This is a genomic window from Streptomyces sp. SAI-127, assembly GCF_029894425.1.
In the GTDB taxonomy this organism is placed as follows: Bacteria; Actinomycetota; Actinomycetes; order Streptomycetales; family Streptomycetaceae; genus Streptomyces.
In genome coordinates this window covers 193075-205536 of the sequence record NZ_JARXYJ010000003.1, presented here as the reverse complement: position 1 = coordinate 205536, position 12462 = coordinate 193075, and the positions used below count along the sequence as shown (strand labels likewise).

Annotated in this window: 13 protein-coding genes; 8 read left to right on the top strand and 5 right to left on the bottom strand. The window is 69.7% G+C overall.

Going from position 1 to position 12462, the window contains the following annotated elements:
• The first annotated feature begins 41 nt into the window (after nucleotides 1–41).
• The 3 genes from M2157_RS48170 (at nucleotide 42) to M2157_RS48160 (ending at nucleotide 3889) form a co-directional block, all read left to right on the top strand.
• Nucleotides 42–1772, top strand: coding sequence for an FAD-binding protein (locus M2157_RS48170; protein ID WP_280868666.1), 1731 nt, complete (start codon nucleotides 42–44; stop codon nucleotides 1770–1772).
• A gap of 118 nt (nucleotides 1773–1890) precedes the next feature.
• Nucleotides 1891–2637 (top strand): SDR family oxidoreductase, encoded by a 747-nt coding sequence (locus M2157_RS48165; protein ID WP_280868665.1) that lies wholly within the window; start codon nucleotides 1891–1893, stop codon nucleotides 2635–2637.
• Nucleotides 2638–2884: 247 nt separating this feature from the next.
• Complete coding sequence (locus tag M2157_RS48160) at nucleotides 2885–3889, top strand: sigma-70 family RNA polymerase sigma factor (protein WP_280868664.1); 1005 nt, start codon at nucleotides 2885–2887, stop codon at nucleotides 3887–3889.
• Here M2157_RS48160 and M2157_RS48155 read toward each other — a convergent pair.
• Both M2157_RS48155 and M2157_RS48150 read right to left on the bottom strand, forming a co-directional pair.
• Nucleotides 3843–4565, bottom strand: coding sequence for an RNA polymerase subunit sigma (locus M2157_RS48155; RefSeq protein WP_280868663.1), 723 nt, complete (start codon nucleotides 4563–4565; stop codon nucleotides 3843–3845). The two genes, M2157_RS48160 and M2157_RS48155, sit on opposite strands and share 47 nt — an antisense overlap.
• A gap of 160 nt (nucleotides 4566–4725) precedes the next feature.
• Nucleotides 4726–5382, bottom strand: a complete 657-nt coding sequence (locus M2157_RS48150) for a helix-turn-helix domain-containing protein (RefSeq protein WP_280868662.1) — start codon at nucleotides 5380–5382, stop codon at nucleotides 4726–4728.
• A gap of 169 nt (nucleotides 5383–5551) precedes the next feature.
• Here M2157_RS48150 and M2157_RS48145 point away from each other — a divergent pair, with 169 nt between their 5' ends.
• Nucleotides 5552–6289: an SDR family NAD(P)-dependent oxidoreductase gene (locus tag M2157_RS48145; protein ID WP_280868661.1), complete on the top strand. Its 738-nt coding sequence runs from the start codon at nucleotides 5552–5554 to the stop codon at nucleotides 6287–6289.
• A 158-nt stretch (nucleotides 6290–6447) separates the two neighbouring features.
• Nucleotides 6448–6852: an OsmC family protein gene (locus M2157_RS48140; RefSeq protein ID WP_280868660.1), complete on the top strand. Its 405-nt coding sequence runs from the start codon at nucleotides 6448–6450 to the stop codon at nucleotides 6850–6852.
• Between the two features lie 91 nt (nucleotides 6853–6943).
• Here M2157_RS48140 and M2157_RS48135 read toward each other — a convergent pair whose 3' ends face one another.
• The 3 genes from M2157_RS48135 to M2157_RS48125 all read right to left on the bottom strand — a co-directional run bounded on the left by M2157_RS48135 (nucleotide 6944) and on the right by M2157_RS48125 (nucleotide 9567).
• Nucleotides 6944–7663: an alpha/beta hydrolase gene (locus M2157_RS48135; protein WP_280868658.1), complete on the bottom strand. Its 720-nt coding sequence runs from the start codon at nucleotides 7661–7663 to the stop codon at nucleotides 6944–6946.
• A 49-nt stretch (nucleotides 7664–7712) separates the two neighbouring features.
• Nucleotides 7713–8663 carry an alpha/beta hydrolase gene (locus M2157_RS48130; RefSeq protein ID WP_280868657.1) on the bottom strand — a complete coding sequence of 317 codons (951 nt, stop codon included), beginning with the start codon at nucleotides 8661–8663 and terminating at the stop codon, nucleotides 7713–7715.
• 127 nt (nucleotides 8664–8790) lie between these two features.
• Nucleotides 8791–9567 (bottom strand): DUF427 domain-containing protein, encoded by a 777-nt coding sequence (locus M2157_RS48125; RefSeq protein ID WP_280868656.1) that lies wholly within the window; start codon nucleotides 9565–9567, stop codon nucleotides 8791–8793.
• Between the two features lie 424 nt (nucleotides 9568–9991).
• On the opposite strand from M2157_RS48125, the gene M2157_RS48120 reads away from it, so the two are divergent.
• The 3 genes from M2157_RS48120 (at nucleotide 9992) to M2157_RS48110 (ending at nucleotide 12395) form a co-directional block, all read left to right on the top strand.
• Nucleotides 9992–10939, top strand: coding sequence for an alpha/beta hydrolase (locus M2157_RS48120; protein ID WP_280868655.1), 948 nt, complete (start codon nucleotides 9992–9994; stop codon nucleotides 10937–10939).
• 122 nt (nucleotides 10940–11061) lie between these two features.
• Nucleotides 11062–11556, top strand: coding sequence for a cupin domain-containing protein (locus M2157_RS48115; protein ID WP_280868654.1), 495 nt, complete (start codon nucleotides 11062–11064; stop codon nucleotides 11554–11556).
• A 227-nt stretch (nucleotides 11557–11783) separates the two neighbouring features.
• Nucleotides 11784–12395, top strand: a complete 612-nt coding sequence (locus M2157_RS48110; protein WP_280868653.1) for an NAD(P)H-binding protein — start codon at nucleotides 11784–11786, stop codon at nucleotides 12393–12395.
• The last annotated feature ends 67 nt before the right edge of the window (nucleotides 12396–12462 follow it).

Here is a 12462-nt window from a genome sequence, read left to right as displayed (position 1 = left end):
CTGGTCGTAGCAGGTGACCACCCCGAGCGATGGGAGCAATCGTGGTTGCCACCGAACAACGTCTTTCCACCACAGTGCTGGTGATCGGCACCGGCGGAGCGGGCCTGCGCGCGGCCATCGAGCTGGCCGAGGCCGGCGTCGATGTCCTCGCAGTCGGCAAGCGCCCCAAGGAGGACACCCACACCTCTCTCGCCGCCGGCGGGATCAATGCGGCCCTGGGCACGATGGACCCCGAGGACACCTGGCAGCAGCACGCCGCCGACACCCTCAAGGAGAGCTACCTCCTCGGCGACCCCCGCACCGCCGAGATCGTCACCCGGGGAGCCGCCCTCGGCATCGACGACCTGGAGCGCTACGGCATGGCCTTCGCCCGGGAGGAGGACGGCCGGATCTCCCAGCGCTTCTTCGGCGCCCACAAGTTCCGCCGCACCGCCTTCACGGGCGACTACACGGGCCTGGAGATCCAGCGCACGCTCATCCGGCGCGCGAACCAGCTGGACATACCGGTGCTCGACAACGTCTACATCACCCGTCTCCTGGTCCACGACGGCGCCGTCTTCGGCGCCTACGGATTCGGCCTGGCCGACGGCAGGCGCTACCTCGTGCACGCTGACGCCGTCATCCTCGCCGCCGGCGGCCACACCCGGATCTGGCGGCGCACCTCCTCACGGCGCGACGAGAACACCGGCGACTCCTTCCGGCTGGCCGCGGAGGCCGGAGCCCGGCTGCGCGACCCGGAACTCGTCCAGTTCCACCCCTCCGGCATCATCGAGCCGGAGAACGCGGCCGGGACCCTGGTGAGCGAGGCAGCCCGCGGCGAGGGCGGCATCCTGCGCAACGCGCTCGGCGAGCGGTACATGAACCGCTACGACCCCGTACGCATGGAGCTGTCCACACGCGACCGGGTCGCTCTCGCCTCCTACACCGAGATCAAGGAAGGCCGCGGCACACCCAACGGCGGGGTGTGGCTCGACGTCTCCCACCTGCCCCGGCAGACCATCATGAACCGGCTTCCCCGCGTCTACCAGACACTGCTGGACCTGCAGATGCTGGACATCACCCGGGATCCCATCGAGGTCGCGCCCACCGCGCACTACTCGATGGGCGGTGTGTGGGTCCGCCCCGAGGACCACAGCACGGACGTGCGGGGCCTGTACGCCATCGGTGAGGCCTCCAGCGGACTGCACGGCGCCAACCGGCTCGGCGGCAACAGCCTCATCGAGCTGCTGGTGTACGGCCGCATCACCGGACAGGCGGCCGCCGCCTACTCGGAGTCCCTGACCGCGCAGCCGCGCTCGGCCGCCGCGGTGGCCCAGGCGCGTGCGGAGGTCGACGACCTGCTCGCCGCGGACGGACCTGAGAACGTGCGCGCCCTGCAGCGCGCGATCCGCAACACCATGACCGAGCACGCGGGCGTGGTCCGCGACGAGGAGGGGCTGCGCACCGGGCTGGCGGAGCTGGACGCCATCGAGAAGCGCATGGAGGACGTCGGCGTCCATCCGGACATCGCGGGCTTCCAGGACCTGGCCCACGCCTTCGACCTCAAGTCCTCGGCACTGGCGGCGAGGGCCACACTGGAAGCGGCGCTGGAGCGGCGCGAGACGCGCGGATGCCACAACCGCAGCGACCACCCCGACATGGATCCCGCGCTGCAGGTGAACCTCGTCTGGTCTCCGACCGACGGCATCACCCGCGAGCCCATCAGCCCTGTCCCCGACGAGATCGCGGCCCTGATGGAGGACGTCTCGGCGGACGGAAAGCTCGTCGAATAGGAATCACCCTGCCCGAGAGATGATTTCCGGAATTTCGAGAAAGGTGTCACAGCGCCGATCAATTCCCGGTCATACCTCGTGCAGGCGCCAGATGAGAATGAGTGAAGGGAATGTCCCCATGAAGGTCGTAGTGATCGGCGGCACCGGGCTGATCGGCTCGAAGGTCGTCAGCAAGCTCAACGAACACGGCCACGAGGCAGTGGCGGCCGCCCCGAACACCGGCGTCAACACGCTGACGGGCGAGGGCCTGGCCGAGGTGCTGGAGGGCGCGGCCGTCGTGATCGACGTCTCCAACTCGCCCTCCTTCGCGGACGACGCCGTCATGGAGTTCTTCCGTACCTCCACCACCAACCTCCTCAAGGCTGAGGCGAACGCCGGTGTCACCCACCACGTCGCCCTGTCGGTGGTGGGTACGGAAAGGCTCCAGGACAGCGGCTACTTCCGTGCCAAGCAGGCGCAGGAGGAACTGATCAAGGAATCCGGGATCCCGTGGTCGATCGTGCACGCCACGCAGTTCTTCGAGTTCATGAAGGGCATCGCCGAGTCGGCGACCGAGGGTGACACCGTCAAGCTGGCCCCGGTGAAGATCCAGCCCGTCTATTCGGACGACGTCGCCGCCACCGTGGGCCGCACCGCCGTGGGCACGCCGGTCAACGGTGTGGTCGAGGTGGCCGGTCCCGACACCTTCCAGCTGGACCAGCTGATCCGCAAGGGCCTGGCCGCCAAGAACGACCCGCGTACGGTCGTCGCCGACGTGCACGCCCCGTACTTCGGCGCCGAGTTGCAGGAGACCACGCTGCTTCCCGGCCCGGACGCCCGCATCGGCGAGACCCGATTCGTCGACTGGCTCGCCCAGCAGCAGTAGGCACGTCTTCCTGGGCCTGTCCTTCCACGCCCCGTGGAAGGACAGGCCTATTTTTTGTACGGCTCCGTAGATCAGCCACGCGCATGGCCGGTGCCGCATCCACTCCGCTGACAAGTGCTCCAAAAAAAGCACTGTCACAGCGTCCTTGGTCCCTCGGTCGTTGAGGGGGAGACGATCTCCGGGTCTGTGAGCGCCTCGTGGCCACATTCCGACAACCCGGGCCCCAGAGGAATGGAGTCAGAGGGACATGTATCCAGAGGCATCCCCCACAGAGGCACCTCCCGCGGACAGGAACCTCGCCGAGGCCGTCACCACCTTCGTGGAACTGCGGCCCCGGCTCTTCGGTATCGCCTACCGCGTCCTGGGCAGCGCGACGGAAGCCGAGGACGTCGTGCAGGAGGCGTGGCTGCGCTGGCAGCGGACCGACCGTTCGGCGGTGGTCAGCCCTGCGGCGTTCCTGTCGAGCACGACGACGAGGCTGGCCATCAACGTGGCGCAGTCCGCCCGCGTGCGCCGCGAGACCTACATCGGGCCCTGGCTGCCCGAGCCCATCGACACCAGCATTGACCTGGTGGCCGGCGCCGAACGCGCCGAGGCCCTGGAACTCGCCCTGCTCCTCATCCTGCAGAAGCTCACACCCACCGAACGGGCCGCCTACGTGCTGAGGGAGGCCTTCGAGTACGGCTACTCGGAGATCGCGGAGATCCTGCGCCTCACCCCGGTCAACGCCAGGAAGATCGTGAGCAGGGCGCGTAAGCATCTCACGGACGACGAGCGGGACAGTGTCGACATCCAGGAGCACCGCAGACTGCTCGATGCTTTCGTCGCGGCCGCCCAGGAAGGGGACGTGGCCTCGCTGGAAGCGCTCCTGACGCCCGACGCGGTCAGTCTGTCCGACGGCAACGGGCTGCGCGGCGCGGCCCGCGTACCCGTGGTCGGTCGTGCCCGGGTAGCGAACCTGTCGACCGCCTCGTCACGCTTCTGGCCGACGGTCGAGATCGCACCCGTGCAGGCCAACGGGCGCGCCGGGGTTCTGCTGTACCGGGACGGCCGGCCCGCCACCTTCATGACCATCGCCGCCACACGGCGGGGGATCCACCGGGTTCTGTGGGTGTTCACCCCCGACAAGATCGCCGCCTTCCTCGGATCCCGCGCCCACTGCGCGCCCCTGCCCTCGCGTCCCGTGGACGCCGTGGCACGTGAGCTCACCCGGGAAGGGAACAGTTCCAGCTACGCAGCTTGTCGGGGTTGAGAACGGCCCAGACCTGAACGACCAGCGAGTCCGCGATGTCGAGGGTCAGCACTGCGGCGACCTGGTTGTCACACCGGGCGACGAGGCCGGTGCGCCCGTTGACCGATCCGGTGCACAGGGTCACACGCCGCTGTCCAGCCAGCAGGACCAACAGGCTGCGGGCGACCTGCTCGTCGCCGCGGACGGGCCGGGTCAGCGCCCGGATTTTGCCGCCGCTGTCGAAGAAGGCCGTCGCATCGGGGGCCAGCAGCGACCGCAGTCGGGGGCCGTCCTGATCGCTGCACGCCTGCCGCACGGCAACAGTGATCTCATGCTCGCGACGCGCCGACACGGGCCGCGCACGCCGCGCACCCACACTCAACAGGGCCCGCTCGACCGGTTCCACGTCCTCGCCACACAACGCCCGCCGGGCCTGGATCTCCCGTTCCTCCTCGCCGGGCCAGGCCGGCGCCGGTCGCATCAGACACGCCTCGTCCACGACCTGGGTGAGCCAGACGCGGGGGGACGGCATCCTGACCCGCTCCGGATCGGTGAGGCGGTACCACCGCCGGTAGGCCTCGTCGACGACGCGTTCGGACGCGACGCGGCTGCCGAGCGCGCGGCAGGCGACGTCCAGCAGGTGCCGCCGTTCGTCTAGCGACTCGGCGAGCGGTACCGCGCCAACGACATGATCCATGGAGCGACCCCCACGCCGACGAGAGTCCAAAGCCGCAGCCGCCGCGACGGCATGACTCAGACCTTACTCGCCCCCGTCCGTACCCGGCTGGTCGGCCGGCCTGATCGAGACAGAAGCTGCGGCATGATTTCACAACACACCGATGATGTGCCACTTAGTGTCACTTCCCCGTCGGTGCAGAGACGCCCGACGGGTCCGCCATCCGCAGCCGGGCGGGGGGCGGATGGGGCAGGGCCGCCCGGTCACGGGCCCGCAGTCCGTCGAACGCGATCTCCAGGAAGCGTTCCCACGCCCGCGGTTCGCGGTCCAGCAGCGGCTGGGCCGTCTGGTGGATGCCGCCGAGGAGCAGCACGATGTCGGTTCCGGTGATGTCACCGCGGACGGCTCCTTGTTCTCTGGCCCGGGCGGTGAGGTCCTCGACCGTGTCGCAGAGCCGGTCGATCGCCTCGCGTACGTCCGCGTGCTGCAGCGAGGGCCGGCCGATGACATCGCAGAACGCGCGGTCGGCGGCGAGCAGGCCGATTCCGTGTCCCATGAAGTCCTTCAGCGCGCGGCCGGCGTCATCGGCGCGCAGGAGCCGGTCCGCCGTCTCGAGCAGCCGGTCGAGCAGCTGCATCATGATCGCCGCGAGAAGGTCTTCCTTCGTCGGGAAGTGCCGGAACACCGTGCCCTTGGCGACGCCGGCCCGCTGCGCGATCGTGTGCATCGACACCTCCACCCCGCATTCGGCGAAGGCCTCGGTGGCCGCTCGCAGGAGCAGCCGCCGATTGCGCACACTGTCGGCCCTGGCCTGCACTGCCGCTGTTCTCCCGGTCATGACGCCTCCCACTACGTGTCACAACATTAACACCGAACATGAATCATGTGTCATTTCCAGTGTTACGCTGGCACAACATGACCCCTCGGTCACTTCTCGGGCCGCGTGTCCTGTCCTCGCACACGACACGGCCTGCCCGCCCCACCCCACCACCTCTTTCGGAGATGACATGAGTTCCGTTCTCGACCCCAAGGTCGTCCTCGTCACCGGCGCCTCGTCCGGCATCGGCAGGGCGACCGCACTGGCGCTGTCCAAGGCGGGGGCCACCGTGGCCGTCGGTGGCCGCAGGACCGACCGGCTCGAAGCACTGGCGCAGGAAGCGCCCGGGGAGATCCTCGTCCTGGACATGGACGTGAGCGACCCCGAGTCGGTACGCAAGGCCGTCGACCGGACCGTCGAACGCTTCGGCACCCTCGACATCGTCGTGAACAACGCCGGCATCATGCTCACCGGCCCCGTCCTGGACGCCAATCCCGCGGAATGGACCCGCATGGTGGAGACCAACCTGCTGGGCTCCATGTACACGGTGCACGCCGCGCTGCCCCACCTGCTGCGCTCCCGCGGTGCGGTGGTCCAGATCTCCTCCACCTCGGGCCGTATCTCCTCGGCCGGCGCCGCGGTCTACTCCGCCACCAAGTTCGGCGTCAACGCCTTCGCCGAGGCGCTGCGCCAAGAGGTGACCGAGCAGGGGGTCCGCGTCGTCGTCGTGGAGCCGGGCTTCGTGTCGACCGAGTTGGCCGACCACATCACGGACCCCACCGGGCGTGCCGCGGTCAAGACCATGGCCGAGTCGATGCGAACCCTTCAGCCGGAAGACATCGCGGCCGCGGTGGTCTACGCGGTCACACAGCCCGACCACGTCGCGGTCAACGAGATCCTCGTACGCCCCACCGACCAGTCCCGCTGATCACCCCTGATCACCCGCGGGGCGGCAACCGCCGCCCCGCACCCCCTGCTTGCAGCCGGGTACAGGCACGCCGGCCGTCACAGTCGGGCGCCCCGCACGGTCTGAGCTTCGGGAGGCACAAGTCGTGCCTCTGCCCGTACCTCGGCTGAGAGGCAAGCATGAACACGCGCATCGTTACCGTGGCCGAAGGAAAGCAGCTCGCGCGCTCCGTGGCGATCGGTACACACCGCCTGACAGCCGACGAGCCGGAGCCCGTCGGCACCGACACCGGCCCCACCCCGGGCGAACTCCTCCTGGCCGCGCTCGGAGCGTGCACGTCCATGGCGGTGCGGGCCTACGCGCAGCGCCACGAATGGCCGCTGGACCGGGTGGACGTCGCGGTCCGCTTCGGCGCACAGGGGCAGGTGGTCAAGAACATCGGGCTCGTCGGGGAGTTGACCCCCGCGCAGCGGGACCAGCTCCTCACGGTCGCGGGACGCTGTCCCGTCCATCGGCTGCTGACCAAGGACGTCACGATCATCACCGTGCCCACGCTGCTCGCGGAGCCCGCACCGCTGCCGTGACGCGTCAGGCTCACACAAGAACGCGGGGTGCGGGGTCCGGCCGTGAAGCCGGACCCGCACGCCGCGTCCGTCAGGCGCGGGCCTCCGGCGCTCAGCCGGTCGCCTGCGCCGCCTCGTTGATCAGACGGGCCACGTCACCGGGGCGCGAGACGCTGACCGCGTGGGAGGCGGAGACCTTCATGACCGAGGCCCCGGCCCGCTCGGCCATGTAGGTCTGCACCTGCGGGGGGATGTTCCGGTCCCCGTCCGCCACCAGCACCCAGGAGGGAATGTCCCGCCACGCGGGCGCGGACGCGCCCTCCGCCAGCGCGGCATCGGCCACCGGCCGCTGTGTCGCGGCCATGACGGCCGTGGTCTCCTCGGGGACGTCGGCGGCGAACTGATCGTGGAACTTGGCCTGTTCGATGTACAGGTCCATGACCTGCCTGCCGTCGGGCAGCGTCACCGGCACGGGCCGGAGTGTGTCGCCGAGGGTGCTGCCGGGGAACTTGCCCGACAGGGTGACGGCGCTCTCGCCCTCCTCCGGCAGGAACGCCGCGACGAAAACGAGCGCCTTGACCTCGGGCAGTCCCTTGGCCGCGTTGCTGATGACGGACCCGCCGTACGAATGGCCGACAAGGACGACGGGGCCCTCGACGGACGTCACGATCTGCCGGACGTAGTCGGCGTCGGTGGTCAGTCCGCGCAGCGGATTGGCGACGGCTATCACCGGATAGTCGTGCGCGAGCAGCTTGTCGACGACGCCGTTCCAACTCGAGGCGTCCGCGAACGCGCCGTGTACGAGGACGATGGTGGGCTTGTGTGCACTCATGGAAAATGGCCTTTCGACGTGCCGGGGGAATGTGGTCGGGTGTGCGGTGTCAGTCGGTTCCGAGAGCCTTGCGCAGCACTTGGATGGCCTGCTCGACCGCGGCGGTCGACGCCTGGGTGCCGCGGACCGTGTTCAGCATCATGAAGTCGTGCAGGGAGGCGTTGTAGCGGATGCTGGTCGTCGGTACACCGGCCTGGATGAGCTTCCGGGCGTAGGCCTCGCCCTCGTCGCGCAGTACGTCGTTCTCGTCGACGACAACGAGCGCCGGCGGCAGGTCCCGGAGGTCTTCCAGCGTCGCCCGCAACGGCGAGGCGGTGATCTGGGCGCGCTCGGCGGGGTCGGTGGTGTAGGCGTCCCAGAACCATTCCATGGCCTTGGCCGTCAGATGCGGGCCGTGCGCGAAGGTCCGGTAGCTCTCGGTGTCCTGGGCCGCGTCGGTGACGGGGTAGTACAGCGACTGGTGCACGAAGGCCACGTCGCCCCGCTGCTTGGCCAGGTGGGTCAGCGCGGCGGTCATGTTGCCGCCGACCGAGTCACCGGCGACGGCCAGGCGGGAGGCCTCGAGTCCTTCGCCGGCGCCCTCGGTGGTGATCCACCGGGCAGTCGCGTAGGCCTGCTCGATGGCGACCGGGTACTTGGCCTCCGGGGAGCGGTCGTACTCGACAAAGACCAGGGCGGCGTTCACCCCGACGGTCAGTTCGCGCACGAGCCGGTCGTGCGTGCCGGCGTTGCCAAGGATCCAGCCGCCGCCGTGCACGTAGAGGATGACGGGCAGGGGGCCAGTGCTGCCGACGGGCTTGAGGATGCGCGCCCGCACGTCGCCGACCTCCGCCGGAACGGTGATCCACTTCTCGTCCACGCCGGGCTTCTCGATGGGCTGCGCCTGCACGTCGTCGAGCAGCTTGCGCGCGCCCTCGACCCCGAGCTCGTACAGCAGCGGCGGCTTGGCGGTCGCGTCGGCGAAATCCTGCGCGGCGGGCTCGAGAACGATGTCGCTCATGGTGTGTTCCTTCTCTGAAGACTAAGGAGGACTTTTCACACCATGGGACCAGGCCCGCAGCAGATGTGTGACACCGAAGGGTCCCGGGCCGTCGAACACGGCCCGGGACCGGACCCCGGAGCGGGGGCTAGGAGCGGAGTGCGCCGGGCTTCGGCAGCGGCTCGCCGTCCACGAAGAGGTCGACGTGCTCGTTGTAGAAGGCCGTCAGGCCTGCGATGCGGTTGGCGTGGATGGTCGGGAAGTCGTACGCCCAGGCGATGTCCTCGTGGGCGGCGGTGGCGCCGTCGAACGACCAGTAGCCGCTCGTCGTTCCCTTGTACGGGCAGCGGGTCACCGTGTCGGTCCGCCGCAGCCGGGTCCAGTCGACGTGCGCGCGGTCGAGGTAGTAGCGCGTCGGCAGGCCGGTCTCGAAGAGCTTGACGCACGCCGGCGCCTCCGCCAGGACCACACCCTCCAGCTCCACGCGGACACTGCTGGAGGAACGCACGGCGTCCACACGCGAGTACGGGCTCCTGGGGTGGACGAAGACGGGTTCGTCCTCCTCGAACCAGTAGTCGATGGCCGGCCACTCGAAGCGCACCGTGCCCTGGAGCGGCGCCGGGGCGTCCTGCCCCCACACCCAGGCGGCGCCAGGGCGGGAGTGCCCGCCCACGGACAGAGTGTGCCGGTGCGCCGTGCCCGCACCATGCTCCTCGGCGACCCCTTCGTCGTCGAGGACGCCCTCGACGAGGTCCCGCACCGGGATGCTGAACTGCGGATAGGCCTGCCACTCCCAGACGTACAGGGCGCGCCGGGTGTCGAAGACGGTGCGACCGCCGATCACGCCCCTGATACGGCGGGGCACCGGCTCCACGTGCCCGACGGGCACGAGGAAGCTGGGATGCAGAACACTTTCGGTTTCCATGGTCATCACCTAAGTCGGTCGGATGTTCCGCGTCCGTTCGGACCGGACACGGAAGGGGTGTGCGCCCGGGACGCCCGTGTCCTCGGGCCGTCACGGACCGCGGGGTCCGTCCGGCGCTGACGCGCACAGCGCTGAGCAGGTCTTGTTTCGCTGTCACAGCAGGTGGCGGAGGCCGGTCTGTGCGGGGAGACAGTCCCCCGTGGAGAGGAGATCACGCCGTGCACAAGCGTGGCCATTATGACGCCAACACTCTTGACACTAACAAAACAACCTTCTCATGCACACTGTGCACAGTGTCGTCGAGGGCCGGGATCGGCGGCGGCCGGGCCCGATAACGCGCCCGGCCACGACACCCGGTACCCCAGCCGCGGCCGACGGGAACCGCGGCTCCCTTCCCCCACCGCTTCTTCGTCGGAGGAATCGCATGTCAGCCCTGCCCCTGCTCGCTCCGCTGCGACGCGTCACGACCGACGTGCTCGAAGTCGCCTATTACGAGACGGGCTCCCCCGACGGTGACACCGCCGTCCTTCTGCACGGTTTCCCCTACGACATCCACAGCTACGTGGACGTTGCCCCCCTGCTGGCTGAAGGCGGATTCCGCGTCATCGTCCCCCACCTGCGCGGGCACGGCCCCACCAGATTCCTGTCCGACTCACTTCCTCGTTCCGGCCAGCAGGCGGCCCTGGGCGCCGACGTCATCGCGCTCCTGGACGCCCTCGGCATCGAGCGGGCCTACCTCGCCGGCTACGACTGGGGCGGTCGCGCGGCCACGGTCGCCGCGGCGCTGTGGCCCGAACGGGTCCTCGGCCTGGTCTGCGTCAACGGCTACCTGATCCAGGACATCGGCGCCGCCATGAACCCCATCTCCCCCGAACTGGAGGCGGGTTTCTGGTACTTCTACTACTTCCTCACCGAGCGCGGCCGCACCGGACTGGCAGCCGATCCACGGGGCGTCGCCCGGGTCATCTGGAAACGCAACTCCCCCGTGTGGGCCTTCGGCGAAGCCGAACTGGAGCGGGCCGCTGAGTCCTTCACCAATCCGGACTACGTCGACGTCGTCATCCACTCCTACCGGCACCGGCTCGGCCTGGCACCGGGCGCGGACGCGTACGCCGATCTGGAAGCCCGCCTCGCCGGCCTTCCTCCGATCACCGTCCCCACGGTCACCCTGGACGGCACCGCCGACGGCAACTTCCCGGCGACCGACGGGGCATCGACCGCTCACCACTTCACCGGCCCCCGCCTGCACCTTCAGGTCGCGGACGCCGGCCACAACCTGCCGCAGGAACGCCCCGAGGCATTCGCCGCGGCGGTACGGGACGTACGGGCCCTGCGACGGGGACACCCCCGCCACGACTGCTTCACCCGCTGACACCCGACCGCGCGGCACCGCGGCCCGTCGCCGCGCCGACGTCACATCGGACCGTGCCCAGCGGTCACATCGAGTGCGGGCGGGCACGCGGCCGCCTGACTGCCTCAGGAAAGGAAACCACCATGTCGTACCCCTACCCGGAACAGAAGTACTTCGGAGACAACGGCGAGGTCAGCGCCGTGTTCCGGCCTGCCGACACCCCACCCGACCTCGGCGAGAGCGGGCCGGGCAAGGACGCCACCCACTATCTGGCCACCACCGCGACCACCCGCGGCGAGTTCGGGCTGTACCGCGTCGAGATGAGGCCGCGGGCCGGCGGCCCGAAGACGCACTTCCACAAGCGGATCTCGGAGTCGTTCTACATCCTGGACGGCACCGTGCGCGTCTTCGACGGTGTGCGCTGGGTGGACGCCCGCAAGGGCGACTTCCTGCACGTGCCGCAAGGCGGGCTGCACGCCTTCCGCAACGACTCCGACGCACCGGCGGACATGCTCCTGCTGTTCACACCGGGCGCGCCGCGCGAGGAGTACTTCGAGCAGGTGTCGCAACTGGCGCACGCCTCGGAGGAGGAGCGCTCCGCGTTCTTCGACCGGCACGACTCCTACTTCGTGGAGTAGGTCCACCCCTCCGGTGTCCCGCGGCACCCGCGTCCTCCCCGCGGTCGTGGTCGCGGGACACCCGCCGTCGGGACGACCCAGGTTCGGGTAACGGGCAGCTTGTCACAACAACACCTTTCGTCCGGTCAACAAGGCGGGATGCGCGGGCGTATCCGACCTCGCCGCCGCCCTCTCAGCACGTCCTGGCCGTCACGCCCGACCGTCCCGCCCCCGGCAAAGGAGACCGCATGAAAGTCGTCGTTGCAGGCGCCACGGGACGGATCGGCTCGAGATCGGTCACCCGTCTGCGGGACCACGGGGCGCAGGTGGTGCCCCTCTCCCGCGCCCTGAGCGTCAACGCCGGTGACGCACACGCTCTGCACCGAGCACTGCGCGGTGCGCAGATCCTGGTGAACGTCACCGACGCGCCCTCGCGACAGCAGGACGTCAGCACGGCGTTCTTCGGCGAAACCACCCGCAGCATCCTGATGGCCGCCAGGAAGGCCGGCGCCGAGCACTACGTGGCCCTGTCCGCCGTGGGCGCCGGCCGCGTCGCCTCGGGTTACCTCCGGGCCCAGGCCGCACAGGAGGACCTCGTCCGCCGCTCCGCACTGCCGTATTCCCCGGTGCGCGCCACCCCGTTCTTCGCGTCCGGGGAGAGCGCCGTCTGCGCGGGCGTACACGCGGACGGGGTGCACGTAGCCCCGCTGCTGCGGCCGGTCGCGGCCGGCGACGTCGCCGCACCCTCGCCCACGCCGCCGTCGCGGTGCCGCTGTTCGGCGTCCTGGAGGCCGCCGGACCCGAGGAGCGACCGTTCGAGGACTTCGCCTCCGACGTGCTCGCCGCCCAGGACCGCGTGACTCCCGTGATCGCCGACGCACAGACGCCGTTTTTCGGTGCCCTGATCGGGGAGCGGACCCTGATGCC